Here is a 23,630-nt window from a genome sequence, read left to right as displayed (position 1 = left end):
GACCATGCGCTTCGGAATGTTCGTCCCCCAGGGCTGGCGTCACGACCTCGTCGGCATCGATCCCCGCGAGCAGTGGGGCGTGATGCGCTCCCTCGCCGAGTTCGCCGACCGCGAAGGGTCGCCGTGGGAGTCGATCTGGGTCTACGACCACTTCCACACCGTGCCCGTGCCGAGCGAGCACGAGGCGACGCACGAGGCATGGTCGCTGATGGCCGCGTTCGCGGCATCGACCTCGCGCGTGCGGCTCGGGCAGATGTGCACGTGCATGAGCTACCGCAATCCCGCGTACCTCGCGAAGGTCGCGGCGACCGTCGACATCGTCTCAGGCGGGCGGGTCGAGATGGGCATCGGCGCCGGCTGGTACGAGCACGAGTGGCGCGCGTACGGCTACGGCTTCCCGGAGGTGCCCGAGCGGCTGGCTCGGCTCCGCGAGGGCGTCGAGATCATGCACCAGGCGTGGACGACGGGCAGTGCGACCCTCGACGGGGAGCACTACCAGGTGAACGGCGCGATCGTGCAGCCGCAACCGTTGCAGCCTGGCGGCATCCCCATGTGGATCGCCGGCGGCGGTGAGAAGGTGACGCTCCGCATCGCGGCGAAGTACGCGAGCGCGACGAACTTCTACGGCAGCCCAGAGGAGTTCAGCCGCAAGAGCGAGGTGCTGCGGGGGCACTGCGAGCGGCTCGGCCGACCCTTCGAGCAGATCACCCGCTCGGCGAACTTCAACACCGTCATCGGCGTCGACGAGGCCGACGTGGAGCGACGCCTCGACGCCGTGCACGCGCGCCTCGCCGGTTCAGCCGGCGAGGCGGCGGCCGACACCTTCATCGCCGACTTCCGGGCGGATGCCGCGATCGCCGTCGGCACGGTCGACGCCGTCGTGGAGCGGCTCCGGGACATGCGCGAGCGCGGCCTCGGCTACGCGATCCACTACTTCCCGGAGGCGGCCTACGACCGCAGCGGGCTGGAGCTCTTCGAGCGCGAGGTCATCCCCGCGCTGCGCTGACGGCCCTCGGCTACGCGCCGACGGCGTCGAGCTTCGCGCCGAGCTCGGCGTCGGTGGGCTCGGTGAAGTGGGTGCCGTCGGGGAAGACCACGACGGGGATGTTCGTGCGGCCGGAGATCGACTTCGCCGTCTCGGCGGCCTCGACGTGCACCTCGAGGTCGACGTACTCGTAGTCGACGCCGCGGCGGTCGAGCAGCGCCTTCGAGCGACGGCAGTCACCGCACCAGGCGGCGCCGTACATGGTGATCCGGTCGGGGTTCGCAGCAGTAGCAGTCACATCGATACTGTACGCATTACCTGGCTGGGGTATTCCCGAACGCCGCCCGGCGGTCAGACTGGGGGCATGCGATTCGAGACGACGATGTCCCAGCTGGGCAACAACACGGGCATCGAGGTGCCGCCCGAGGTGATCGAGGCGCTCGGCGGCGGCAAGCGGCCGCCCGTGCTCGTGCGGGTGAACGGCTACGAGTACCGCAGCACGGTCGGGGCGATGGGCGGGCGCTCGCTCATCCCGTTCAGCTCGGACAAGCGGGCGGAGACCGGCATCGGCGGCGGCGACGCCATCGAGGTCGAGGTGGAGCTGGACACGGCCCCGCGCACCGTCGAAGTGCCCGCGGACTTCCGGGCCGCGCTCGACGCCGCCCCCGGTGCCCTCGCCGCGTTCGAGGCGCTGGCGCCGAGCCACAAGAAGGCCCACGTCACCGCGATCGAGCAGGCGAAGGCCGCCGAAACCCGGCAGCGCCGCATCGACGCCGCGGTCGCGAAGCTCATCGCGGGCTGAACCCCGGCGCGCACCTCGCTTACGCGCGGCTGACCTCAGGCGCGGCCGACCTCAGGCGCGGCCGACGAGACGCATGAAGCCACTGAGCTGGGCCACCCCCTCGGCCCGGTGCGGGAGTCCGTCGAGCAGCCCGGGCGAGTAGACGAGGTACGCCGCCCACTTCGCGCGCGAGATCGCCACGTTCAGCCGGTTCTTGAGCAGCAGGAACTCCAGCCCGCGTGGCGCCGAACGCGCCGAGGATGCCGCGAGCGACACGATCGCGATCACCGCCTCCTGCCCCTGGAACTTGTCGACCGTGCCGACCGGCACCTCGTGCAGCCCGGCGGCGTCGAGCGCCTCCCGCACGACGCCCAGTTGCGCGTTGTACGGGGTGACGACGATGAGGTCGGCGGGCTCGAGCGGGCGGGGCGCCGCGCGCACCGGTCCATCGGCCGAGTCGTCGGCGTCGACCCACTCGCGCCCGAGCAACGAGCGGGCGAGCTCGACCACTGCCTTCGCCTCTTCCGGCGAGTGCGTCGAGTTGCCCTCGTGCTCGACCGGGATCGGCGTGAGCCCCGGCGCGACGCCGTCGAGCGCACGACTGGCGGCGACCGGGTGCGACTGCAGCTCGCCCTCGTAGGAGAGCCGCGACACGGGGGCCGCCACGGCCGGGTGCATGCGCCGGCTTTCGGCGAGGAAGTAGCCGAACTCGGCCGGCAGCACGTCGTGACCGTCGGCGACCCAGCCGAGCGCCGAGGCATCCACCGGCTCCGGGTGCAGCGCCTGGCTCACCTGCGGGAGCTGCTGCGGATCGCCGAGCAGCAGCAGATTGCGGGCCGCCACCGAGACCGCGATGGTCGAGGCGAGGGAGAACTGGCCGGCCTCGTCGATGACGAGCAGGTCGAGCGAGCCCCGCGGGATGCGGCGCACGTTGCAGAAGTCCCAGGCGGTGCCGCCGACGACGTGACCGTCGGGCCGTTCCGAGACGAACGCCGTGAGTTCGTCTTTTCGGGCGAACGTGGTGAACGCGCGCAGCCCCGCCTCGGCCGGGTCTTTCACGGCCTTGCCGACGAGCCCCGCGTCGAGCCCCGCGGCGACGATCGCCTCGAGCAGGTGCTCGACGACGGTGTGCGACTGGGCGACGACCCCGACGCGCCAGCCGTGCTCGCGGACGAGCCGGGCGATGACATGCGCGGCGAGGTAGGTCTTGCCGGTGCCAGGCGGGCCCTGCACGGCGAGGTAGGAGTGATCGAGCCGGCGCACCGAGTCGACGACGGCACCGAGGTAGTCGTGCTCGGCGCCGACCGGTGCGAGCGAGCCCGTAGTGCGCGGCGGGCGTCGCCGCAGCACGTCCATCGCCGGGGTACGTGGAAGCTCGGGATCGAGCGTCGGGATCGCCGCCGCCCACTCGGCGATCGCATCGCGCAAGGCGTCGGCCCGCGGGGGAGCGCCGGGTGCGATCGCGACGGGCAGGTCGCGCCACGTGCGCCCGGGTTGGCCGCGCTCCTCGACCCGCACGCCGGCGTCACCGGCCTCCACCACGACGGCGTTCGACCAGGCCCGTTGCCCCGGCCGCGCGGACTGCGCGTCGAACGGCGCCGGCCAGTCGTAGAGGAGGAACACCTCGGCGCCGGGGCTGAAGCGGGAGCCGGGGGCGACCCGGCCGTCGAGCAGCAGTTCGCGGCGGGCGCTCTGCCAGCGCGGCTCCTCGTACCAGTTGCCGAGCGCACGCGAACGCGCCGGGTCGACGACGAGCACGTCGCGATGGTCTTCCCAGCTCTCGACGGGCTGGTCGCAGCGCAGGTAGTGCGACCACCAGAAGCTCTTGGCCTCTCGGGCGTGGTAGTCGATGGCGGCGGAGGCGAGCGCGAGCGCCTCGGTGTCGGCGTCGCGCCGGACGCCGTCGAGGGTCGGCCGGGCGGCCTCGCGCTGCTGCACCATCGCCCGCAGGCGGAGCGCGAGCGGCGAGGCCTCGTAGATGCGCCCGGGTGCCCGGTCGGCCAGCAGCGCACCCGGCACCGGTGCGACGCCGGCCCCGCGGCCCAGTTCGAGCAGCCAGTCCCGCAGGCGCAGGGTGGAGACGCAGTCGTAGCGGTTGTAGTCGGCCAGGTCGGCGAGGATGCGGGCGGCCTCGGCCGCGGCATCCGCATCGCCCTCGAGCTGCGCCGCCGCCTGCAGCTCGCTCGCCCGCACGTACTCGGTGATGGAGTCGGCGCCCGACTTGACGTCGGCCTCGCGCAGCTCGGCGCCCATGTAGAGCGGCTCGAGCTTCTTGATGGAGTAGGAGCGGCTGCCCACCCGCACCGCCCGCTTCACGATCGGGTAGAGGTCGACGAGCACGCCGTCGGCGAGGAGCTGATCGACCTCGGCCTCGCCCACGCCGTGCCGGGCGGCGATGGCGGTCAGGTGCGTGCGCTCGTAGCTCGCGTAGTGGAAGATGTGCAGCTCGGGGTGCACCTGGCGGCGCAGCTTGACGAGCTCGAGGAACCGGACGAGCGCCTCGCGCTCTTCGGCGAAGGAGTGCGCCCAGAACGCCGTGTACTGCTCGGCGGTGTCGACCATGCCCCAGAGGTAGTCGAGGTTCCACTTCGTGCCGTCGCCCTCGGTGTAGAGCGGGTCGCCCTCGAAGTCGAAGAACAGGTCGCCGGGACTCGGCTCGGGGATGGCGGCGATCGCGCGCGCCTCGCGGAGCTCGACGGGCGGGGCGAGCGGCGGGTCGCCCTCGCGCCAGGCCCCGGACGCCTCGGCGGCGCTCGCCTCGGACTCGGCGCGCAGCTGCAGCCGCGCCTGGGCGCGCAGGTTCTCGAGCGTCGCCTCGGCGAGGTGGGGCACGGGCCCGGTCGACGCGGCGAGCCCGTCGATCGTCGTGATGCCGGCCGCCGCGAGGGGTTCCCGCTGCGTGGTGCGCAGCCCGCCGACCATGAGCACGTCGCGGTTGGCCTGCACCTCGAGCTCGCAGGTGGGGCAGCGCCCGTCGTGCGTGTAGCGCGGGTCGCCCCAGGCGACCGGCGCGGTGTCGGCCTCGCGCTCGGCGACGATGCGGCGCATGCGGGCGAGGCGCTCGCGGTACACCGGCAGGATGTCGGCGAGCGAGTGCGCGCTCACGGAGCCGTCGCCGAGCAGGAGCTCGACGGTGTCGTCGAGCGGCACGCCGAGCCGCGCGAGCTGCTCGGCGTAGGCCCCGAGCTGCAGCAGTGCGGTGACCCGCGCGTGCCGGGCGAGCTTGGAGTCCTGCACGCGGTAGCTGCCGTTGGGCCGGCGCACGATGAAGTCGGCGAAGCCGATGAAGTCGGGCTCGGCGAAGGTCGCCTGGAACACCACGGGCGCGCCGGCGGCGAACGCGGCGCTCGTCGCGGCGACGGCGGCGGACACCTGCTCGAGGTCGCGCACGTCGGGGCGCTCGATCTCGACCACGCCGTCGCCGAACTCGGCCCGGTAGCGTTCGAGCACGCGCAGCTCGTGCGCGTCGCCCAGTTCGCCGGCCCGGCGCAGCATGGGATCGTCGAGCGGGGCGAACAGCGCGTCGCGGCCGAGCTTCTGGTCGAGCTCGCGCAGGAAGGCGAACTCGCAGTCGCTCGCCTTCTTGAGGTCGCTCGCGCTCGTCACCACGGAGCCGTTCAGCAGGTACATCGGGCTCCTTCGTTCGGGATGCCTCCACGCTAGCCGGTGCGTCCGACACAGCATCGGCGTAGGGTGTGCCGCATGGCCGACTGGGAGCAGCTCCGCCGTCTCGCCCTCGCCCTGCCCGACACGAGCGAGGGCACGAGCTGGGGGTCGGCGCACTGGCGCGTGCACGGAAAGGGCTTCGTCTGGGAGCGGCCGCTGCGCAAGACCGACCTGGCGGAGCTCGGCCTCGACGAGCAGCCCGGCCCGATCATGGGCGCCAGAGTCGAGGACGAGGCGGTGAAGCTCGCCCTGATCGAGGAGGACCCGGCGGTGTTCTTCACGATCCACCACTTCGACGGCTGGTCGGCGATCCTCGCGCGGCTCGACCGCATCTCGGATCGGCGGCTCGAGGAGCTCGTCGAGGAGGCCTGGCTGCTGATGGCGCCGCCGAAGCTCGGCCGGGAGTGGCTCGACGCCCACCCGGACTGAGCGCCGCCTACGCCGCGGGCGCGTCGAGGGCGCCGCGCGGCAGCCCGAGCATGCCCTCGACGGCGTGGCTGATGAGCGAGCCCCGGTCGCTCGTGTCGCCCCAGCGCACGAGCGCCTGCGCGTTCAGCCCGTCGACCATGCCGAGCAGCTGCCAGGCGACCGCGGCCGGGTCGTCGGTCTCGAACCCGCCCTCGGCGACCCCGGCCTCGATGACGTCCTGGATCACGCCCTGCCAGGCATCCATCTGCGCGCGCACCTCGGCGGCGAGGGTCTCGTTGCGTCGGCCGAGGGCCCAGGCCTCGACCCAGACGAGCGTGACGTCGTCGCGGCTGCCGTCGAGGATCGTGCGCACGAGCACGCCGAGCTGCTCGCGCGGGCCGGGCGACTCGTCGATCAGTGCCTCGATCTCGGCGACCTCGGCCGAGACGACCGAGGCGAAGGTGCGCGCGATCAGCACGTCCATGCTCGGCACGTAGTGCGCGACGAGCGCGGGGGCGACGCCGGCGCGGGCCGCGACGGCGCGCAGGGTGACCGCGGCGAGCCCCTCCTCGAGCGCGAGCGCGCGGGCGGCGTTCGCGATGGAGAGCGCCCGCTCCGCAGGGGACATCCTGGGGGCGCGCTGGCGGGTCGGCGTTGACATGATCCCCCATTCTAGATAGCCTCGGCGCAGATATTGATCGATTGATCAATACAATCTGCGAATCAAGCCGTGACGCCGTGCTCCGCCCGGGCGTCCCGAACCTCGAAGTGGAGGCCCCCGATGAGCTGGCGCATGCCCTCAGAGACCGCACCGCACGATCGCACCTGGATGGCGTTCCCGCGCGAGGGCCTCACCCTCGGCGAGGGCGAGGCCTTCCGGCAGACGGGGTACGACGCGTGGACGGCCGTGGCGCACGCCGTCGCCGAGTTCGAGCCGGTCACGATGGTCGTCGACCCGAGCGAGATCGCGCGGGCGCGCCGCATGCTGAGTTCCGAGATCGAGCTGCTCGAGGCGCCGCTCGACGAGTTCTGGATGCGCGATTTCGGCCCCACCTTCGTCGTCGACGACGAGCGCCCCGGCGTGCTCGGCGCCGTCGACTGGATCTTCAACGGCTGGGGCGCCCCCGAGTGGGCCGAGTGGCAGAAGTCGGCCGAGATCGCCCGCTTCGCCGCCGCGCACACCGGCGCCGAGCTCGTGAGCTCCGTGCTCGTGAACGAGGGCGGCGGCATCCACGTCGACGGCGAGGGCACCGTGCTCGTCACCGAGACCGTGCAGCTCGACCCGCGCCGCAACCCCTTCGCCGACAAGCTGCGCGTCGAGGCCGAGCTGGCCCGCACGATCGGTGCGACGAAGGTCGTCTGGCTGCCCCGCGGGCTCACCCGCGACTACGACGAGTTCGGCACGAACGGCCACGTCGATATCGTCGCGACGATCACCGCCCCGGGCACCGTGCTGCTGCACGCGCAGCAGAACCCCGAGCACCCCGACTTCGAGGTCTCGCGCGAGATCCGCCGGGTGCTCGAAGCGGCGACGGATGCCTCGGGCCGCGCCTTCGAGGTCGTCGACCTCCCGGCGCCCGACACCCTGCGCGACGAGGAGGGCTTCGTCGACTACAGCTACGTGAACCACCTCGTCGTGAACGACGGCATCATCGCCTGCGGCTTCGGCGAGGAGGCGGCCGACGCCCGCGCCCGCGAGATCCTCGAGGCCGCCTACCCCGGTCGCCGGGCGGTCACCGTCGACTCGCGGCCGATCTTCGCCCGCGGCGGCGGCATCCACTGCATCACCCAGCAGCAGCCCACGGTCGAGGGGAGTGTCCGATGAGCCGCTTCGACGTCGTCGAGGCGCCCATCGCCCGCCTCCGCGCCGCCCTCGAATCGGGCGAGACCACCTCGGTCGAGCTGCTCGACGCGTACCTCACCCGCATCGCCGCCTACGACGCTCCCGGCACGCCCACGGCGCTCAACGCCCTCGTCGTGATGAACCCGGCCGCCCGCGCCGAGGCCGAGGCCTCCGACGCCCGCCGCGCCCGCGGCGAGACGCTCGGCCCGCTCGACGGCATCCCGTACACCGCGAAGGACAGCTATCTCGCGAAGGGCCTGACCGCCGCGGCGGGCAGTCCGGCCTTCGAACAGCTCGTGGCGCAGCGCGACGCGTTCACGATCCAGCGGCTGCGCGAGGCGGGCGCCGTGCTGATCGGCCTCACGAACATGCCGCCGATGGCGAACGGTGGCATGCAGCGCGGCGTCTACGGCCGCGCCGAGAGCCCGTACAACGGCGACTACCTGACCGCCGCCTTCGGCTCGGGCTCGTCCAACGGCTCGGGCACCGCGACCGCGGCCTCCTTCGGGGCGTTCGGCCTCGGCGAGGAGACCTGGTCGAGCGGCCGGGCGCCGGCGACGAACAACGCGCTGTGCGCGTACACGCCCTCGCGCGGAGTGATCTCGGTGCGCGGCAACTGGCCGCTCGTGCCGACGATGGACGTCGTGGTGCCGCACACCCGCACCATGGCCGACCTCTTCGAGCTGCTCGACGTGATCGTCGCCGACGACCCCGAGACGCGCGGCGACTTCTGGCGCGCGCAGCCCTGGGTGCCCATCCCGACGGCGTCCGAGGTGCGCCCGAGCTCGTACCCCGCCCTCCTACCGAGCGACGCGGCGGCCGCGCGCGCGGTGCTCGCGGGCACGCGCATCGGGGTGCCCCGCATGTACGTGAACGCCGACCCCGAGGCCGGCACGAACCCGGCGGGCGGCATCGGCGGGCCGACCGGGCAGCGCATCGAGACCCGTGCCTCGATCATGGAGCTGTGGGAGGCCGCGCGCCGCGACCTCGAAGCGGCCGGGGCCGAGGTCGTGCTCGTCGACTTCCCGGTGGTCTCGAACTACGAGGGCGACCGGCCCGGTGCCCCCACCCTGAAGACCCGCGGGCTCGTCAGCGAGGCGTTCCTGCAGCGCGAGATCCTCGACCTCTCGGCGTGGGCGTGGGAGGACTTCCTGCAGGCCAACGGCGACCCGGCGTTGCGCACCCTCGTGGGCGTCGACGGCGCGCTGATCTTCCCACACCCCGAGGGAGCGCTGCCCGACCGGGTCGACGGCTTCGACGACGACATCGCGGCGTACCCCGAGCAGGTTCGCGAGCACCCGTACGCGTCGTTCACGGAGATCCCCGAGCTCGAGGCCGGCGTCCGCGGGCTCGAGGAGACCCGCCGTCTCGACCTCGAGGAGTGGATGGACGGCCTCGGACTCGACGCCGTCGCCTTCCCCGCGGTCGCCGACGTCGGCCCCGCCGACATGGACGTGAACGAGGCCTCGGCCGAGCTCGGCTGGCGCAACGGCGTCTGGGTCGCGAACGGCAACCTCGTGCCGCGCCACCTCGGCATCCCGACGGTGACCGTGCCGATGGGCACCATGGCCGACATCGGCATGCCGGTCGGTCTCACCCTCGCCGGGCGCGCGTACGACGACACCGCGCTGCTCGCCCTCGCGGCGGCGTTCGAGGCGACGGGCGACCGCCGCACCGAGCCGCCGCGCACCCCGCGCCTGGCCGACTGAACCGGGCGGTAGCCCGGCGTCATCCGCGACCGCCGTGCGCCCGGCCTGCTTAGGCTGGGCGCATGGCTTTCGCGATCGAGTACGAGGAGTTCGGCGGACCCGAGGTGCTGCGGTACCGGGAGGTTCCAGCGGTCGAGGCGGCGCCGGGCGAGGTGGTCGTCTCCGTGCGCGCGATCGGGGTGAATCCGATCGACGCCAAGGTGCGCCGGGCGTTCCGGCCGAGCGGGCCGATCACGACACCGCGCCGGCCGGGGGCGGATGCCTCGGGCGTCATCACCGCCGTCGGCGCCGACGTCGCCGGCTGGCAGCCGGGTGACGAGGTCATCGTCGCCTGGGCGGCCCGCACGTACGCGAGCGAGGTCGCCGTGCACGCCTCCCTGCTCACGCCGAAGCCCGCGGGCGTCTCCTTCGAGCAGGCCGCCGCGCTCGGCGTCCCGGTCGGCACCGCCCACCAGGCGCTCGTCTCGCTCGACGTCTCCGCCGGCGAGACCGTGCTCGTGCACGCCGGCGCGGGTGCGGTCGGCCAGGCCGCCATCCAGCTCGCCCGCCGGGTCGGCGCCCGGGTCATCGCCACGGCGAGCGAACGCAACCACGAGCGGCTGCGCGAGCTCGGCGCGGAGCCAGTGCGCTACGGTGACGGCCTCGCCGAGCGGGTGCGCGCCCTCGCCCCGCAGGGGGTCGACGCCGCGCTCGACCTCGTCGGCACCGACGAGGCGATCGCCGTCTCGAAGCAGTTCGTCCGCGACCCGGCTCGCATCGGCACCATCGTGCTCGGGCCGCAGGCGGAGGAGCTCGGCATCCGCGCCTGGAGCGGCGGCAGCCCGATCCCGCTCACGCCGGAGGAGCTGGGACTGCGCGCGGACGCCGTGCCGCTCGCCGCGCTGCTGCTCGCGGCCGGGCGCTTCGACGTCGAGATCGCGCAGGTGCTCCCGCTCGCCGACGCCGCCGAGGCGCACCGGTTGAGCGAGGCCGGGCACGTGCGCGGCAAGCTCATCCTCGTGCCGTAGCGGCGCCCCGGCCGCGTCGGCCCGCATCAGCCGAGCCGGATCGGCCCGCCCGCCCGGTTCAGCCGAGCCGCGACCGGATGAACTCGGCGACGAGCGGAGCGAGGCCCGCGGCGATCTCGGCGGGTGCGCGCTTCTTCCCCTTCACCTCGAAGGAGTGCCCGCCGCCGTCGACCCACTCGAGCACGGCCGTCGGGCCGATGCCGGCGACGACCTCGTCGAGCTCCGAGTTCGGCGTCGCGAAGGGGTCGTTCGTGCCCTGCAGGAACAGCATCGGCGTCGTCACGCCGTACAGGTGCGCATCACGGAGCTGACCCGCCTTGCCCGGCGCATGCAAGGGGTAGCCGAGGTAGACGAGCCCGTCGACCGGCATCCCCTCCGCGACCGCCATCGAGGCCATCCGTCCGCCGTACGACTTGCCGGCCGCCCAGATCGGCTCCTCGGCGGCGACGGCCTCCGCGGCGAGCCCGCGCGCCGTGTCGACCGCCGCCCGCCACGCGGCGATCGCCGCGGCGGGGCGGCCGGGCATCCGCCGTCCGGCCTCGACGTACGCGAAGTTGAAGCGCAGCGTGGCGAAGCCGAGCCGGGTGAGTTCCCGGGTGAAGCCCGACATGAACGGATGCGCCATGCCGGCGCCGGCACCGTGCGCGACGACGACCGTGGCGAGCGCGTCGTCCGGCCGGGTCGCGACCGCGGAGACCGGGGTCCCCTCGACGTCGATCTGCAGCTCCCGCTCGGCGACAGCGGCGTCGGGCGACTCCTGCTCGGTCATCTCGGTTCCTCTCGCGGCACGGACGGGGTCACGGCTCGGTTTCCGGCTCGGGTCACGGGTTGAGGGCGTCGAAGAAGGCGCCGGCGCCCTCGATCACGGCGCCCGTGGCATCGCGCAGCTCGCCGAGCGAGGCGAGCAGTTCGACGGCGCCGCCCGCGAGCTCGATGAGCTGCGCGAGCTCCGCCGTGAGCTCGACGAGCCCGGCGAGCGTCTCGGCGTTCGACGCATTCGACGCGTTCGCCGCCTCGGCGGCCTCGAGCTTCAGCTTGGCCGCCCACTCGCGCTCGACGCCGAACACGACGGCGTACGGCAGCAGCCGCTCGTGCAGGTGGAACCGCGCGAGGACGTCGCCGCCCGGCTCACCCGGGTCGCCGCCCGGCTCGGCCGGGGCGCTCTCGGCCGGCTCCGGCACGAGCGGTGCGCCGCGGGGCGACTGCAGCGCCCGGAGGCGGTCGGCCTCCGCCACCTGCAGGTACTGGCGCAGCCCGTCGAGGTGCTCCCGCTTCGGGCGGGCCGCGGGCAGGTACTTCCGCCAGGACGCCGGGGTGATGATCACCGTGAGGATCGTGGCCGCCGTCGCGACGAGGGTCACGCCGAGGGCGAGCCAGTCGTTCGCGACGAGGGTGAAGACGATGAGCACCGCCTCGGAGAGCATGCCGAGGTACGCGAGCACCGTGAGCGTCGTGCCCGGCCAGCTGATGCGGCGGGTCGCGACGAGGCCCTCGCGGGCGAGCGAGTCCTCCGTGAAGCGCAGCAGCGCCTTGATCCGCAGGCCGAGGGCGCGCCGGTCCGCCGAGAAGCGGCGCAGCCGCCCGGGCACGTGGTCCGGGCCGACGAGCGCCTCGAGCACGGCGTACTCCTCGGGCGTGAATCGCGCGCCGGCCACGATGACGACGCCGATCGGCGCACGGTCGCCGGCCGAGGCATCCGCCACCAGCCGGATCTTGCGCCGAACGGCCAGCTCGATGAGCGCGGCAGGCACGGCGCGACGGTCGGCGTCGGCGAGGAGCGCGTCCCGCAGCACCGTTGAGGCGCGGTCGGGCAGGTACTGCACGACCGGCGAGACCGCCGGCTGCCGGGAGACCAGTCGCACTGCGATGCCGAACGCCAGGATGACGATCGCCGGCACGAGCGCGACGGAGACGACGAGGGGCAGCACGGGCTCAGTCTAGGGATGACCCGGAGCGGGCCGCGTCGCGGCGCGTCACCAACCCTCCGCGAGCACCCGGTCGAGCATCGCGACGAAGAAGTCGCAGCTCTCCCTGGTGACGACGAGCGGCGGCTTCGTCTTCAGCACGTTCTGGTGGTCGCCCGTCGGCTGCATCACGACGCCGAGCTCGAGCAGGCGGTCGCAGATGGCCGCCGTCTCCTCGGTCGCCGGCTCGAGGGTCTCGCGGTCGCGGACGAACTCGACGCCGAGGTACAGGCCGAGCCCGTGCACCGTGCCGATGAGCGGATGCCGGGTCTGCAGCTCCTCGAGGAGGCCCTTGAGGTACGCGCCGGTCTCGCTCGCGTGCTGCTGCAGGCCCTCCTCGGCGTAGCCGTCGAGCACGGCGAGTCCGGCGACCGAGGACGCCGGGCTGCCGCCGGTGGAGCTGAAGAAGTAGCCCTGGCTGCGGAAGCGGGCGGCGATCTCCCGGCTCGTGATGACCGCGCCGAGCGGGTGGCCGTTGCCCATCGCCTTGGCGACGGCGACGACGTCGGGCACGACGCCCTGCTGCTCGAAGCCCCAGAACCACTCGCCGAGCCGGCCGTACCCGGCCTGCACCTCGTCGGCGATCGCGAGCCCGCCCTCGGCGCGCACGGCGGCGTAGACCTCGGCGAGGTAGCCGTCGGGCAGCGGGATGCCGCCGGCGTTGCCCGTGAAGGTCTCGGCGATGAAGGCGGCGGGCGGGCGGCCCGAGGCGGTGAGCTCGCGGATCGCGGCCGCGGCCTCCGGGGCGTAGCGTGCGGCCTCGGCGCCGCGGTACCGGCCGCGGTAGGGGTTCGGCGCCTCGATCGGGTGCACCCAGTCCGGGCGCGTGGCGAGGGCGTTCGGGTTGTCCGCGATCGAGGTCGAGACGGCATCCGAGCCGTACGTCCAGCCGTGGTACGACTCGAGCACGCTGACGACGTCGCGCCGGCCGGTCGCGGCGAGGGCGACGCGGATGGCGAGATCGGCGGCCTCGGATCCGGAGTTCACGAGGAACACGGTGTCGAGCGGCTCTGGCAGGAGCGCGGCGAGCCGCTCCGAGAACTCGACGACGGCCGCGTAGTGGAAGCGCGAATTCGTGTTCAGCCGGCGCAGCTGCCGAGCGACGGCCTCGGCGACGCCCGGGTGCCCGTGCCCGAGCGGCGTGACGTTGTTCACCATGTCGAGGTAGACCCGGCCGTCGGTGCCGACGAGGTGCTCGCGCCAGCCGCGCTCGATCTGCGGCGGGGCGTCGTAGTAGTGCTCCTGCACCTCGGCGAAGGAGGCGTCGCGGCGGGCGAGCAGGGACGGGCCGGTGCTCGCGGCGGACACCCGCGCCGGCTCCGGGTCGGCGAGGCCCAACATCGGTGCGGGATCGTCGGTGACCGCGAGCCAGCCCGCGGCATACTCCGGGCGCACGAGGTGCGGGGCGTCGGGACGGCCGAGGCGGGCGCGCACCCGGGTGCGCGCGGGCGCGATCCACTCGCCGTCGGCCTGCTGCAGCGCGCCGTCCAGGATCAGGTGCTCGGAGGCCTCGAGGCGGGTCTGCTCGGCGAACCAGACGTCGACGCCGAGCGGGATCGTCGCGGGCGACTCCGCCGAGCGGCGGGTGCTCGCGGTCAGCCGCGGTACGGCGCGCGGCAGCCAGGCGGCGGATGCCCCGGCGTCGAGCGCGCGGACGGCGAGCCGCTCCTCGAGCGCTGCGCCGTCGAGCCAGGCGCCGCCGTCGACGGCGTCGGCGAAGACGGAGACGTCGAGCCGGGCGATGCCCGGGCGCTCACTCGCCGTGCTCGCGTCGGTCGCCGCCGTCGCCGCGCCGCCCCCGTGCTCGTCCTCGCGGAGCGCGTCGGCGATGACGGCCGTCATCACCTCGATGGGCACCGAGCTCGCCCGCTCGAAGATGCGCCACTCCCGGGCGATTCCCGCGGCCGCGTACGCGTTCTCGCCGCCGTCGAGCTGCACCTGGTGCTCGCCGCTCACGACGAGCACCGCGGCCCGCAGCACGACGATCGGCCAGATGGCGGCGATCTCGGCCTCGCTGAGCGGCCGCCGCGCGTGGAAGGCCCGCACCGCGGGCAGCACCGACGCGGGCTCGGCGCCGTCGTGGTGCAGTACCGACGAGATCGAGATGGCGAGCTCGGCGACCGCCCAGCTGCGGGTCACGTCGCCGAAGTCGATCATGCCGTCAGGGCGACGGATGCCGCGCTCGGTGCGGCAGACGACGTTGTCGTCGGTGAGGTCGAGGTGCACGGCCTGCATCGGCAGCGCCTCGGCGAGCGGCGCGAGCACCGCCCAGGCCTCGGCCGTCGCGGCCTCGACGAGGGCGCGCCGCGAGGCATCCGGGTGGTGAGTCGCGAGGAGCGCGACGACGCGGTCCGCGACCCGCGGGTCCCACTGCAGCACCCGGTCGAGCCCGGCGTGGTCGAAGTCCGCGAGCGCGAGCACCGAGCTCGCGGCGAGCTCGCCCAGCCCGGCGACGACCGCGGGGGAGAGGTACGCGTCGCCGGTGAGGGTGCCGCCGTCGAGGAAGCGCAGCACGCGGAGGTCGAGGCCGCCCTCGCTCGTCTCGGCGCGGACGTGTAGCGGGGCGCCTTCCGCGTTGCGCAGCGTCGTCGCGACGCGGACGGCGGGGGAGGCCTCGGCGATGCGGGCGGCCGCCGCGTCCTGGGCGGCGAGCTCCTCGGCGCCGAAGGCGGGGTTGGTGATCTTCACGACGCCGATCGGGGTGCCGGCCGAGGCATCCCTCGACCCGTCGTTGGCGAGCCGGGCGAGGAAGTTCTGGTCCTGCTGGCTGCCGAGCGGGGCGAGCGCGAGTTCGAGCCCCCAGTGGTCTCGGGCGATCGCGGCGACCTCGTCGGCCGGCAGGTTCGGGGCGGGGAGCTCGCCGGCGCTGAAGAAGTCGAAGCCGCGGGGCGCGTCGGGCATGGGGTCGTTCGTCCGTTCCATGTCGGTGGATTCCAGGTCAGTGGATGAGGGCTTTCGCGACGATGATCACGACGCCGAACGCGGCGGTCGTGAGCGAGCCGAGCACGCGGATGGGCCACGGGGCGCCGCGCCGCTGGAAGGCGACGAAGCCGAGCACGGCGAGCACGGCGACGCACGTCCACAGGGCGACCCAGATGGTGGCGCGGTCGTCGATGACCCGGGCGGTGCCGAGCAGCAGGATGCTCGAGGGGATGAGGGCGGACAGCAGCAGGCCGAGCGAGCGGCGGAACGCGGCGCGGAACGACTCGCGGATGCCGACGATGCGGTCGTGGGCGAGACCGTGCCCGGCGACCGTGCCGGCGTAGAGATGGGCGAGCCAGAACACGACGACCGTGATCATCACGGTCGCGAAGACGGTGAACGAGGTCGCTCCGTGCACTCCGGACACGGCGATCAGGCCGGCGACGAGGATGACGCCGTAGACGGCCTCCTCGGTGGCGAAGCTCGCGCGCAGGATGCGGCTCGTCGGCGACTCCGGGGTCGACCGGCCTGGGGCGGGAGCGGGCGTCGATGCGGGCACGCTGCCAGCCTAGGGCTCCGGCGGCGACGCGCCGCGGCGCTGCGGTCGATGTCGGAGGCCGCGCGTACCGTGGCTGCCATGACGAACCGCACGATGAGCCTCGAATCCGACCCCGCCGCCGGCCCCGCGCCCGCCCGGGCCGTCGACGAGCGCTGCCCGCGGTGCGACTCGCACGCGGTGCACGTGATCCTCTACGGCCCGCTCGACCTCGAGGTCGAGGCCGCCGCCGACCCCGACACCGGGCTCGACGGCTTCACCTTCGATGACGCGCCCATCTTCGATTGCCACGAGTGCGGCTTCGAGTGGGGCCTCGCCGTCCGCGAGCTGCTCGGCTGAGCGGCGCCCCGACGGGGCACGTTCACCGCACCTCGACGACGCGGCGGTCGAGGCCGGTCGCGCCGTCGGGGGCCGGAGGCCGCTCCTCGGAGGTCTGCACCGTGCCGTCCGATCCGACGGCGCGCACCTGCAGCTCGTGGGATCCCGGTGAGGCATCCCAGGTCCAGCGCCACTGCACCCAGGTGTCGTCCGAGATGGCGCTCGCGAGCTCAGCCTCCCGCCAGGCGCCGCCGTCGACGCGCACCTCGACCCGCGCGACGCCGACGTGCTGATACCAGGCAACCCCCGCGACGACGACCGGGCCCGCCCCGACCGGCTCGCGCGGCACGTCGATGCGGCTGGACAGCTTCACCGGGCCGCGTTCGCTCCAGCCGCGGTCGGTCCAGTACGCCCGAGCCCGGTCGAAGCGGGTCACCTCGAGCGCCGTCACCCACTTCGTCGCCGAGACGTAGCCGTACAGCCCGGGCACGACGAGTCGCACGGGGAAGCCGTGCTCGGCGGGCAGCGGCTCACCGTTCATCCCGATCGCGAGCAGCGCAGCTCGCCCGTCGCGCAGCACCTCGAGCGGCGTGCCCGCGGTGAACCCGTCGATGCTGCGGGAGAGCACCATGTCCGCGTCCGCCGAGACGCCGGCGCGGTCGAGCAGCGCGGCGATCGGGTAGCCGAGCCAGGTGGCGTTGCCGATGAGCGAGCCGCCGACCTCGTTCGACACGCAGGCGAGGGTGACGGCGTGCTCCTCGAGCGGCAGGGCGAGCAGCTCGTCCCAACCGAGCGTTACGTCGCGGTCGACCAGCCCGTGCACCCGCAGCTGCCAGTCGGCGGGATCGATGATCGGCACCTGCAGCGCCGTGTCGATCCGGTAGAAGTCCTCGTTCGGCGTGATCAGCGGAGTGAGTCCGTCGACGTCGAAGGCGGCGCCGGCGGGGATCGCCGGGGCGGGCGTCGCAGGTGCGGGCAGTCGGATGGCGTCACGCGCGGCGCTCGCGACCCTCGCGCCGGCCCGCAGGGTCCAGCCGCCGATCCCGGCGAGCACGCCGAGCGCCGCGGATCCGGCGGCCCAGGCGAGGAAGCGGCGGCGGTCGGGCCCGGCCGGCAGGGTGGATGCCTCGGCATCCACAGTCCCGGCGGAGTCCGCTCGCGGTGCCGCGAGCGCCGCGAGGCGAACGAGCCGCCGCAGCAGCAGCACGGCGACGAGTGCGGTGATGAGCGGGGGTGCGAGGCCGAGCGGCGAGAACTGCGCCCGGGTCGCGGTGGCGACGACGCCCGCGGCGCCCGCCGCGATGACGAGCAGGGTGCCGATCGGCGGGCGGATCGCCTCGAGCACGCCGGCGGCGGCCGCGAGCAGCGCGAGCACGAGCGCGATGCCGACGAGGAGTGCGAGCTTGTCGGCCGTCCCGAAGAGGGCGATCGCGGCATCCTTCGCCCAGGCCGGGGCGAGATCCACCGCGAGACCGCCGACGTCGGTGATCGGGCCGCCGCTCGGGGCGACGAACGCGGCGACGAGCTCGCCGACTCCGAGGCCGGCGCCGACCGCGACGATCCCCGCGAGCGCCGCGTCGCGGCGTCGCGCCGTTCGAACGGCCCGGGTCACCCCGTCAGCCTACGCTCGCCCCCCGGAGGCAGGCACGACGTCAGTATTTGCGGGTGCGGGGCCGCGGCGACCCGCAAATACTGACTTCATGGGCGCCGGGAGGGAGGCTCAGCCCTCGTCGAGCAGCTCGGCGTGGATGCGGCGCAGGTCCTCCAGCAGCGAGCCGATGAGGATCCAGTGGCCCGAGCGCGGCGCCGTCACGACGAGCGGGGCCGTGAGCGCCGGCACCGCCGAGGTCATCGGGGCGGGCTCCGGCTCGATGTCCGCGAGATGCACCGCGAGCCGCACGTCGTGCGCTGCGCGGCGCAGCTGCTCCGCGATCGCCTGTACCGCGGGCTCCTCCGAGAGCGCCGGGTCGTAGTGGTCGAGGGTCGCCCGGGTCATCCCGATCACCTGTGTCACGATCGGGCTCAGCTTCTCGACCAGCGCGCGCAGCTCGCGGAGCTCGTCGCGGTGCGCCGAGCGCCGCGGGTTCAGGGTGAGCGACTCCTCGCCGGCGGTGATGGATGCCTCGGCGGCATCCCGCATCGGCCGCATGAGCCGCGCCTCGAGCATGAGCTGCTGCATCGCGTGCGCCGACTGCGGCGACTCGAGGGCCGCCGCCAGTCGGCTGAGGCTCGCCGCGAGCTCCCCGCCGAGGAGCGCCAGATCCCGCCGAGCCGGACCGACGAGCACGGGCGGCACGATGAGCGCGTTCACGACGATGCCGATCGCGGCGCCGATCAGGGTCTCGAAGATGCGGTCGACCGCGTACTCCGGGCTCGAGGAGCCGAGCGCCAGCACGAGCATCGCGCTGATCGCGACCTGGTTGCCGGTGCCCGGCGTCACCTTCAGCGCCCACGCGACGAGCATCGCCACCACGATCGCGACGAGCACCACCCAGCTCGCCGAGCCGAACACGAGGCCGAGCGCCGAGGCGATCACGACGCCCGCGATCACCCCGATGCTGCGCTCGATCGCCTTCGCGAACGACTGGTTCACGCTCGGCTGCACCACGAGCAGCGCCGCGATCGCGGCGAACACGGGCAGCTGCCCCTGCACGATCCAGCCCGCCACGAGCCACGCGGCGAACGTCGCCACCGCCGACTTCGCCACCTGCAGCAGCGACGCCCGCTTCGCGGCCCGGAAGACGGCGGTCATGCCCATGCGACCACGCTACTGCGCGCCGCCCGGGGCCACGCTACTGGGGCGTGCCCCGCGGCTCGTCCTCGCCGTGCGCGGGGATCTCCGGATCGTCGAGCACGGCCAGCTCGTCGCGGTCGACGAGTTCGTCGACGTCGGCGCCCGGGACGCCGAGCTCGTCTCGCCGCTCCGCCTCGAGCGCGGTCGCCGACAGCCGGCGCTCCGTCGTCGGGGCATCCGCCAGGCCGAAGCGCCGCCGCAGCGAGCGCACCCAGCGCGGCTGCGCGCCCACCGGGGCGCCCTCGCCCGGCTCCGCCTCGAGCCCGTACACCTCGCCGATCCGGTCGATGAAGGCCGCACGCTGCGCCCGCTCGTACGCCCGCCGCTCCCGGCGGAACGCGATGATCGTCGACCAGCAGATCAGCAGCATCACGACGCTGAACGGCAGCGCGATGATGATCGCCGCGGTCTGCAGGGCGGTGAGCCCGCCGCTCAGCAGGAGCGCGATCGCGAGCAGCGCCGTGATCGCGGTGAAGAAGGTGCGGATCCAGCGCTTCGGGTTCAGCTGCCCGCCCGTCGCGATCATGCCCATCACGAGCGCGCCGGAATCGGCCGAGGTGACGAAGAAGATCGCGATCAGGATGATGACGCCGATCGTCACCACCTGCGTGCCCGGCACGTACTCGAGCAGCTGGAACAGCGCCCCCTGCACGTCGACCGTGCCGTCGGGCCGGGTCAACGCCCCGGGGGTCTGCAGCTCGATCGCGAGCGCCGATCCGCCGAGCACCGCGAACCACAGGATGCCGAGCAGCGTGGGCACGATGATGACGCCCATCACGAACTCGCGCACGGTGCGGCCCTTCGAGACGCGCGCGATGAAGATGCCGACGAACGGCGCCCACGAGATCCACCAGCCCCAGTAGAACGACGTCCACGACGCCTGCCACTGTTCGCCGGCCGCGCCCTGGAACGCGCTCGTGTTGAACGAGAGGCCGACGAAGTTCTGAATGTAGTTGCCGATGGACTGCACGAACTCGCGCAGCAGGAACTCGCTCTGCCCGAACACGAGCAGGTAGAGCACGAGCAGCCCGGCGAGCACGAGGTTCGCCGTCGACAGCCACTTCATGCCCTTCGTGACGCCCGAGAGCACCGAGAACAGCACGAACACCGAGATCACCAGGATGATGATCACCTGGGTGAACTCGTCCGGCTCGGCGAAGCCGGCGGCGTGCAGGCCGGCGCTGATCTGCAGCACGCCGAGGCCGAGCGAGGTCGCGACGCCGAAGAGGGTGCCGACGAGGGCGATCACGTCGATCGCGTGCCCCCACCCGCCTTCGACGCGCTTGCCGAGCAGCGGCTCGAGCGTCCACCGGATCGAGATCGGCCGGCGGCGACGGTGGATGGCGTACGCGAGCGCCAGTCCGATGACGACGTAGATCGCCCAGGCGTGGATGCCCCAGTGCAGGTACGTCTGGCTGAGCGCGGCCTGGGCGAGCTGCTCCGGCGTGCCGGTGACGCCCGGCCGCGGCGAGACGAAGTGGCTGAGCGGCTCGCTCACGCCGTAGAAGACGAGGCCGATGCCCATGCCCGCGGCGAAGAGCAGCGACAGCCACGCCGGGAACGAGAACTCCGGCTCGTCGTCGTCCCGGCCGAGCTTGATGTCGCCGAAGCGGCTGAACCCGAAGAACAGGCTGACCGCGACGAAGAACGCGGCGATGAGCACGTAGTACCAGTTGAAGGTGTTCACGATGCCCGACTGGATGGCGCCGAACACCGTCTCGGCGGCGTCGGGGGCGACGAGGGCGAACACCACGAAGGCGACGATCACGACCGCCGCGGGCCAGAACACCCAGCGCTGAACAGGCGGAAGTCGTTTCTCCATGCGTCAAAGGTAGCGAGCCGTGGCAGGATCGGCGCATGGCCGACCGCATGATGCTCCTCGACACCGCGTCGCTCTACTTCCGCGCCTTCTTCGGCGTGCCCGACTCGATCGTCTCGCCCGACGGCACCCCGGTGAACGCCGTGCGCGGCCTCGGCGACATGATCGCGCGGCTCACGACGGACTACGAGGCGACGCACCTCGTCGCGTGCTGGGACGACGACTGGCGGCCCGCCTGGCGGGTCGAGCGCATCCCGAGCTACAAGGCGCACCGTGTGGTCGAGGCGGTGCCGGGCGGGGTCGACGTCGAGGAGACGCCGCCGGGGCTCGTCGCGCAGATCCCGCGCATCCGCGAGCTCCTCGACGTGCTCGGCATCGCCGTGGTCGGCGCGCCGGAGGCCGAGGCGGATGACGTCATCGGCACGCTCGCGACGGGCGCGCCCATGCCCGTCGACATCGTCACGGGCGACCGCGACCTCTTCCAGCTCGTCGACGACGCCGCCGGCGTGCGGCTCATCAACACCGCGCGCGGCATGAGCAAGCTCGAGCTCGTCACCGAGGCGACGGTGGTCGGCAAGTACGGGGTGCTGCCGCAGCAGTACGCGGACTTCGCCACGCTGCGCGGGGATGCCTCGGACGGGCTGCCGGGTGTCGCCGGCGTCGGCGAGAAGACGGCTGCGGGTCTGCTGCAGACCTTCGGCACGCTCGACGGGGTGCTCGCCGCGGCCGATGCGGGGGAGCCCGGTATGTCGGCGGGGGTGCGGGCGAAGCTCGCCGCGGCGGCCGACTACCTCGCCGTGGCCCCCGAGGTGGTGCGGGTGCGCCGCGAGCTGCCGCTCGGCTTCGAGCCGGACACGGCGAAGCTCCGGCCGCTCGACGCCGCCGCCCGCGAGCGGCTCGAGCAGCTCGGCGCCGAGTGGAACCTCGGCGGCACGGTCGGCCGGCTCGAAGCCGCACTCGACCGCACCGCCTGAACCGGTTACTCCGCCGCGCTCGCCTGCTCGCGCTTCGGCAGCACCCAGCCCGGGCGCGCGAAGTGGCAGGTGTAGCCGTTGGGGATGCGCTCCAGGTAGTCCTGGTGCTCGGGCTCGGCCTCCCAGAAGGGGCCGCTCGGCTCGATCGTCGTGACCGCCTCGCCCGGCCACAGGCCCGAGGCATCCACGTCGGCGATGGTCTCCCTGGCGATCTGCTCCTGCTCGGGGCTCGTCGGGAAGATGGCCGAGCGGTAGCTCGTGCCGAGGTCGTTGCCCTGGCGGTTCAGGGTCGTCGGGTCGTGGATCTGGAAGAAGAACTCCAGCTGCTCGCGGAAGCTCGTCTTCGTCGGGTCGTAGACGATCTCGATCGCCTCGGCGTGGCCCGGGTGGTTGCGGTACGTCGCGTGGTCGTTCTGCCCGCCGGTGTACCCGACGCGGGTGCTGATGACGCCGGGGCGGCGGCGGATGAGGTCCTGCATGCCCCAGAAGCAGCCGCCGGCGAGCACCGCGGTCTCGGTGCCGGGGATGGTGGTGATGGCGCCGGTGTCGGTCATGGTCCGCTCCTTCGTTCTCGTGGGCACGCGGTCGCACGCGCCCACAGAGAAGAACGTATGCGCCCGCCCGGGTGTTCCGCGAGCCCGGTGACGGACTGATGCCGGCGCGCGACCGGGTCAGTCCGCCGGCGGCGCCACCGACTCGCGCTCGACGAGTTGCTGGTCGAGGACCGTCGTGGCGGCCGGCGAGCCGTCGCCGCCGATCCGGCGCAGGAGGGCCCGTGCCGCTTCGGCGCCGATCTCGTGGATCGGCTGGGCCATGACGGTGATGCCGGGCGTCGTGAGGCCCGTCCAATCGGCGTCGTCGAACGCCACGAGCGAGAGCCGTCCGGGGATCGGGATGCCGAGCCGCCTGGCCGCCCGGAAGGCGGCGAGGGCGACGAGGCTGTCCGAGGCGATGATCGCGGTCGGGGGCTCCTCGGCCCGGAGGAGTCGTACCACGAGCTCCTCCACCCCGTGCTCCTTCGCGTTCAGATGCACGAACCGTTCGGGGTGTTCGATGCCGGCCTCGGCGAGCGTTTCGGTGAAGCCCTGCACGCGTTCGGCCACCGACGACGAGGCGAGGACCTCGCCGAGCCGGTAGCCGCCCGCGTGGGCGAGGGTGGAGACGAAGGCGATCCGACGGTGGCCCGCGGCGAGGAGGAGCGCGGTCAGTCGACGCGCGCCGCTGCGATTCGCCGTGATCACGGTGTCGACGTCGAGGGACGGCACCGCGCGGTCGAAGAGCACGAGGGGGCGCGCCGCGTCGAGCACGGGCTGGAGGGTGTCCGGCGCGAGCGAGGAGGCGGGCGCCACGAGGAGGCCGTCGACGCGTTTGGCCAACTGGACCGCGACGGCCTGCGCCTCGCGGTCCGGCTCCTCGTCGGAGTTCGAGAGGATGACGTCGTAGCCCGCGGCGGCGGCGACATCGGCGGCGGCGCGCGTCGCCTGGGCGAAGTACGGGTTCTCGATGTCGCCGATGACGATGCCGATGGTGTGCGAGCGGCCGGTGCTCATGGTCCGCGCGAGCGCGTTCGGCCGGTAGCCGAGCTCTTCGGCGGCCTTCTGCACGCGATCCCGCACGGCATCGCTCACCGCGCCGTAGTCGCCGAGGGCGCGTGCGGCGGTCGCCTTCGAGACGCGTGCGGCGGATGCGACGTCGCTCACGGTGATCTCGCGGCGTCCGGTGCCGTGCTCGCCCACATCGCCTCCTCGGTGGTCCGCCGTTCACGGGCGTCGGATCGACGCTATCGGTTGACGGGTGGCCATCGCCCGGGTACGCTCCCAGAAACGCGATTGAGACCGGTCTCATTCTCGCACATTGAGACCGGTCTCACTCCGTCAGTCCCGC

Annotated in this window: 20 protein-coding genes; 8 read left to right on the top strand and 12 right to left on the bottom strand. The window is 73.4% G+C overall.

Going from position 1 to position 23,630, the window contains the following annotated elements; all coding sequences use genetic code 11:
- Positions 1-4: 4 nt before the first annotated feature.
- The gene (locus tag ACFWE1_RS06095; RefSeq protein WP_376932579.1) at positions 5-1,006 is read left to right on the top strand and encodes an LLM class F420-dependent oxidoreductase; all 1,002 of its coding nucleotides are present in this window, start codon (positions 5-7) and stop codon (positions 1,004-1,006) included.
- Positions 1,007-1,016: 10 nt separating this feature from the next.
- On the opposite strand, the gene ACFWE1_RS06090 is transcribed toward ACFWE1_RS06095, so the two are convergent.
- Positions 1,017-1,283: a glutaredoxin family protein gene (locus tag ACFWE1_RS06090; protein WP_373292238.1), complete on the bottom strand. Its 267-nt coding sequence runs from the start codon at positions 1,281-1,283 to the stop codon at positions 1,017-1,019.
- Positions 1,284-1,349: 66 nt separating this feature from the next.
- Between ACFWE1_RS06090 and ACFWE1_RS06085 the strand changes: the two genes are divergently transcribed.
- Complete coding sequence (locus tag ACFWE1_RS06085) at positions 1,350-1,787, top strand: YdeI/OmpD-associated family protein (RefSeq protein ID WP_376932578.1); 438 nt, start codon at positions 1,350-1,352, stop codon at positions 1,785-1,787.
- Between the two features lie 51 nt (positions 1,788-1,838).
- Here ACFWE1_RS06085 and ACFWE1_RS06080 read toward each other — a convergent pair whose 3' ends face one another.
- Positions 1,839-5,396, bottom strand: a complete 3,558-nt coding sequence (locus ACFWE1_RS06080) for a TM0106 family RecB-like putative nuclease (protein WP_376932577.1) — start codon at positions 5,394-5,396, stop codon at positions 1,839-1,841.
- Positions 5,397-5,468: 72 nt separating this feature from the next.
- Between ACFWE1_RS06080 and ACFWE1_RS06075 the strand changes: the two genes are divergently transcribed.
- The gene (locus ACFWE1_RS06075; protein ID WP_376932576.1) at positions 5,469-5,861 is read left to right on the top strand and encodes an MmcQ/YjbR family DNA-binding protein; all 393 of its coding nucleotides are present in this window, start codon (positions 5,469-5,471) and stop codon (positions 5,859-5,861) included.
- A gap of 7 nt (positions 5,862-5,868) precedes the next feature.
- Here the strand turns inward: ACFWE1_RS06075 and ACFWE1_RS06070 are convergent, their stop codons facing one another.
- The gene (locus ACFWE1_RS06070) at positions 5,869-6,501 is read right to left on the bottom strand and encodes a TetR/AcrR family transcriptional regulator (protein WP_376932575.1); all 633 of its coding nucleotides are present in this window, start codon (positions 6,499-6,501) and stop codon (positions 5,869-5,871) included.
- A 120-nt stretch (positions 6,502-6,621) separates the two neighbouring features.
- Here ACFWE1_RS06070 and ACFWE1_RS06065 point away from each other — a divergent pair, with 120 nt between their 5' ends.
- From ACFWE1_RS06065 to ACFWE1_RS06055, 3 genes are all read left to right on the top strand, one after another.
- On the top strand, positions 6,622-7,665 hold the full coding sequence (locus ACFWE1_RS06065; RefSeq protein ID WP_376932574.1) for an agmatine/peptidylarginine deiminase: 1,044 nt from the start codon (positions 6,622-6,624) through the stop codon (positions 7,663-7,665).
- A complete protein-coding gene (locus tag ACFWE1_RS06060; RefSeq protein ID WP_376932573.1) occupies positions 7,662-9,392 on the top strand; it encodes an amidase in 1,731 nt (576 codons plus the stop codon). The genes ACFWE1_RS06065 and ACFWE1_RS06060 overlap by 4 nt, the downstream gene beginning before the upstream one ends.
- A 62-nt stretch (positions 9,393-9,454) precedes the next feature.
- Positions 9,455-10,399, top strand: a complete 945-nt coding sequence (locus tag ACFWE1_RS06055) for an NADP-dependent oxidoreductase (protein ID WP_376932572.1) — start codon at positions 9,455-9,457, stop codon at positions 10,397-10,399.
- A 58-nt stretch (positions 10,400-10,457) separates the two neighbouring features.
- Here ACFWE1_RS06055 and ACFWE1_RS06050 read toward each other — a convergent pair whose 3' ends face one another.
- Genes ACFWE1_RS06050 through ACFWE1_RS06035 form a run of 4 tightly spaced genes read right to left on the bottom strand, consistent with a single transcriptional unit; the run spans position 10,458 to position 15,844 of the window.
- Positions 10,458-11,168 (bottom strand): alpha/beta family hydrolase, encoded by a 711-nt coding sequence (locus tag ACFWE1_RS06050; RefSeq protein ID WP_376932571.1) that lies wholly within the window; start codon positions 11,166-11,168, stop codon positions 10,458-10,460.
- Positions 11,169-11,220: 52 nt separating this feature from the next.
- Positions 11,221-12,327: a hypothetical protein gene (locus ACFWE1_RS06045; protein ID WP_376932570.1), complete on the bottom strand. Its 1,107-nt coding sequence runs from the start codon at positions 12,325-12,327 to the stop codon at positions 11,221-11,223.
- 45 nt (positions 12,328-12,372) lie between these two features.
- Complete coding sequence (locus ACFWE1_RS06040; RefSeq protein WP_376932569.1) at positions 12,373-15,285, bottom strand: aminotransferase class III-fold pyridoxal phosphate-dependent enzyme; 2,913 nt, start codon at positions 15,283-15,285, stop codon at positions 12,373-12,375.
- 16 nt (positions 15,286-15,301) lie between these two features.
- The gene (locus tag ACFWE1_RS06035; RefSeq protein WP_376932568.1) at positions 15,302-15,844 is read right to left on the bottom strand and encodes a hypothetical protein; all 543 of its coding nucleotides are present in this window, start codon (positions 15,842-15,844) and stop codon (positions 15,302-15,304) included.
- 78 nt (positions 15,845-15,922) lie between these two features.
- On the opposite strand from ACFWE1_RS06035, the gene ACFWE1_RS06030 reads away from it, so the two are divergent.
- On the top strand, positions 15,923-16,180 hold the full coding sequence (locus tag ACFWE1_RS06030; protein ID WP_376932567.1) for a hypothetical protein: 258 nt from the start codon (positions 15,923-15,925) through the stop codon (positions 16,178-16,180).
- A 22-nt stretch (positions 16,181-16,202) separates the two neighbouring features.
- Here ACFWE1_RS06030 and ACFWE1_RS06025 read toward each other — a convergent pair whose 3' ends face one another.
- From ACFWE1_RS06025 to ACFWE1_RS06015, 3 genes are all read right to left on the bottom strand, one after another.
- Complete coding sequence (locus ACFWE1_RS06025) at positions 16,203-17,771, bottom strand: molybdopterin-dependent oxidoreductase (RefSeq protein WP_376932566.1); 1,569 nt, start codon at positions 17,769-17,771, stop codon at positions 16,203-16,205.
- 108 nt (positions 17,772-17,879) lie between these two features.
- Positions 17,880-18,917, bottom strand: a complete 1,038-nt coding sequence (locus ACFWE1_RS06020; protein WP_376932565.1) for an aromatic acid exporter family protein — start codon at positions 18,915-18,917, stop codon at positions 17,880-17,882.
- A gap of 34 nt (positions 18,918-18,951) precedes the next feature.
- Positions 18,952-20,775: a BCCT family transporter gene (locus ACFWE1_RS06015; protein WP_376932564.1), complete on the bottom strand. Its 1,824-nt coding sequence runs from the start codon at positions 20,773-20,775 to the stop codon at positions 18,952-18,954.
- 35 nt (positions 20,776-20,810) lie between these two features.
- Between ACFWE1_RS06015 and ACFWE1_RS06010 the strand changes: the two genes are divergently transcribed.
- Complete coding sequence (locus ACFWE1_RS06010) at positions 20,811-21,746, top strand: 5'-3' exonuclease H3TH domain-containing protein (RefSeq protein WP_376932563.1); 936 nt, start codon at positions 20,811-20,813, stop codon at positions 21,744-21,746.
- A 5-nt stretch (positions 21,747-21,751) separates the two neighbouring features.
- Here the strand turns inward: ACFWE1_RS06010 and msrA are convergent, their stop codons facing one another.
- Complete coding sequence (msrA, locus tag ACFWE1_RS06005) at positions 21,752-22,300, bottom strand: peptide-methionine (S)-S-oxide reductase MsrA (protein WP_376932562.1); 549 nt, start codon at positions 22,298-22,300, stop codon at positions 21,752-21,754.
- 117 nt (positions 22,301-22,417) lie between these two features.
- Positions 22,418-23,482: a LacI family DNA-binding transcriptional regulator gene (locus ACFWE1_RS06000; RefSeq protein WP_376932561.1), complete on the bottom strand. Its 1,065-nt coding sequence runs from the start codon at positions 23,480-23,482 to the stop codon at positions 22,418-22,420.
- Between the last annotated feature and the right edge of the window lie 148 nt (positions 23,483-23,630).

Origin of the sequence: Agromyces sp. NPDC060279, from assembly GCF_042726785.1 — a bacterium.
GTDB lineage: Bacteria > Actinomycetota > Actinomycetes > Actinomycetales > Microbacteriaceae > Agromyces.
Note: the sequence above shows the minus strand (reverse complement) of the source record. Positions and strands in the feature narration are given on the sequence as shown.

Coding starts and splice junctions, on each gene's coding strand:
- ACFWE1_RS06095 (WP_376932579.1), top strand. CDS start 5: ATGCGCTTCGGAATGTTCGTCCCCCAGGGCTGGCGTCACGACCTCGTC.
- ACFWE1_RS06085 (WP_376932578.1), top strand. CDS start 1,350: ATGCGATTCGAGACGACGATGTCCCAGCTGGGCAACAACACGGGCATC.
- ACFWE1_RS06080 (WP_376932577.1), bottom strand. CDS start 5,396: ATGTACCTGCTGAACGGCTCCGTGGTGACGAGCGCGAGCGACCTCAAG.
- ACFWE1_RS06075 (WP_376932576.1), top strand. CDS start 5,469: ATGGCCGACTGGGAGCAGCTCCGCCGTCTCGCCCTCGCCCTGCCCGAC.
- ACFWE1_RS06070 (WP_376932575.1), bottom strand. CDS start 6,501: ATGTCAACGCCGACCCGCCAGCGCGCCCCCAGGATGTCCCCTGCGGAG.
- ACFWE1_RS06065 (WP_376932574.1), top strand. CDS start 6,622: ATGAGCTGGCGCATGCCCTCAGAGACCGCACCGCACGATCGCACCTGG.
- ACFWE1_RS06060 (WP_376932573.1), top strand. CDS start 7,662: ATGAGCCGCTTCGACGTCGTCGAGGCGCCCATCGCCCGCCTCCGCGCC.
- ACFWE1_RS06055 (WP_376932572.1), top strand. CDS start 9,455: ATGGCTTTCGCGATCGAGTACGAGGAGTTCGGCGGACCCGAGGTGCTG.
- ACFWE1_RS06050 (WP_376932571.1), bottom strand. CDS start 11,168: ATGACCGAGCAGGAGTCGCCCGACGCCGCTGTCGCCGAGCGGGAGCTG.
- ACFWE1_RS06040 (WP_376932569.1), bottom strand. CDS start 15,285: ATGGAACGGACGAACGACCCCATGCCCGACGCGCCCCGCGGCTTCGAC.
- ACFWE1_RS06030 (WP_376932567.1), top strand. CDS start 15,923: ATGACGAACCGCACGATGAGCCTCGAATCCGACCCCGCCGCCGGCCCC.
- ACFWE1_RS06020 (WP_376932565.1), bottom strand. CDS start 18,917: ATGGGCATGACCGCCGTCTTCCGGGCCGCGAAGCGGGCGTCGCTGCTG.
- ACFWE1_RS06015 (WP_376932564.1), bottom strand. CDS start 20,775: ATGGAGAAACGACTTCCGCCTGTTCAGCGCTGGGTGTTCTGGCCCGCG.
- ACFWE1_RS06010 (WP_376932563.1), top strand. CDS start 20,811: ATGGCCGACCGCATGATGCTCCTCGACACCGCGTCGCTCTACTTCCGC.
- msrA (WP_376932562.1), bottom strand. CDS start 22,300: ATGACCGACACCGGCGCCATCACCACCATCCCCGGCACCGAGACCGCG.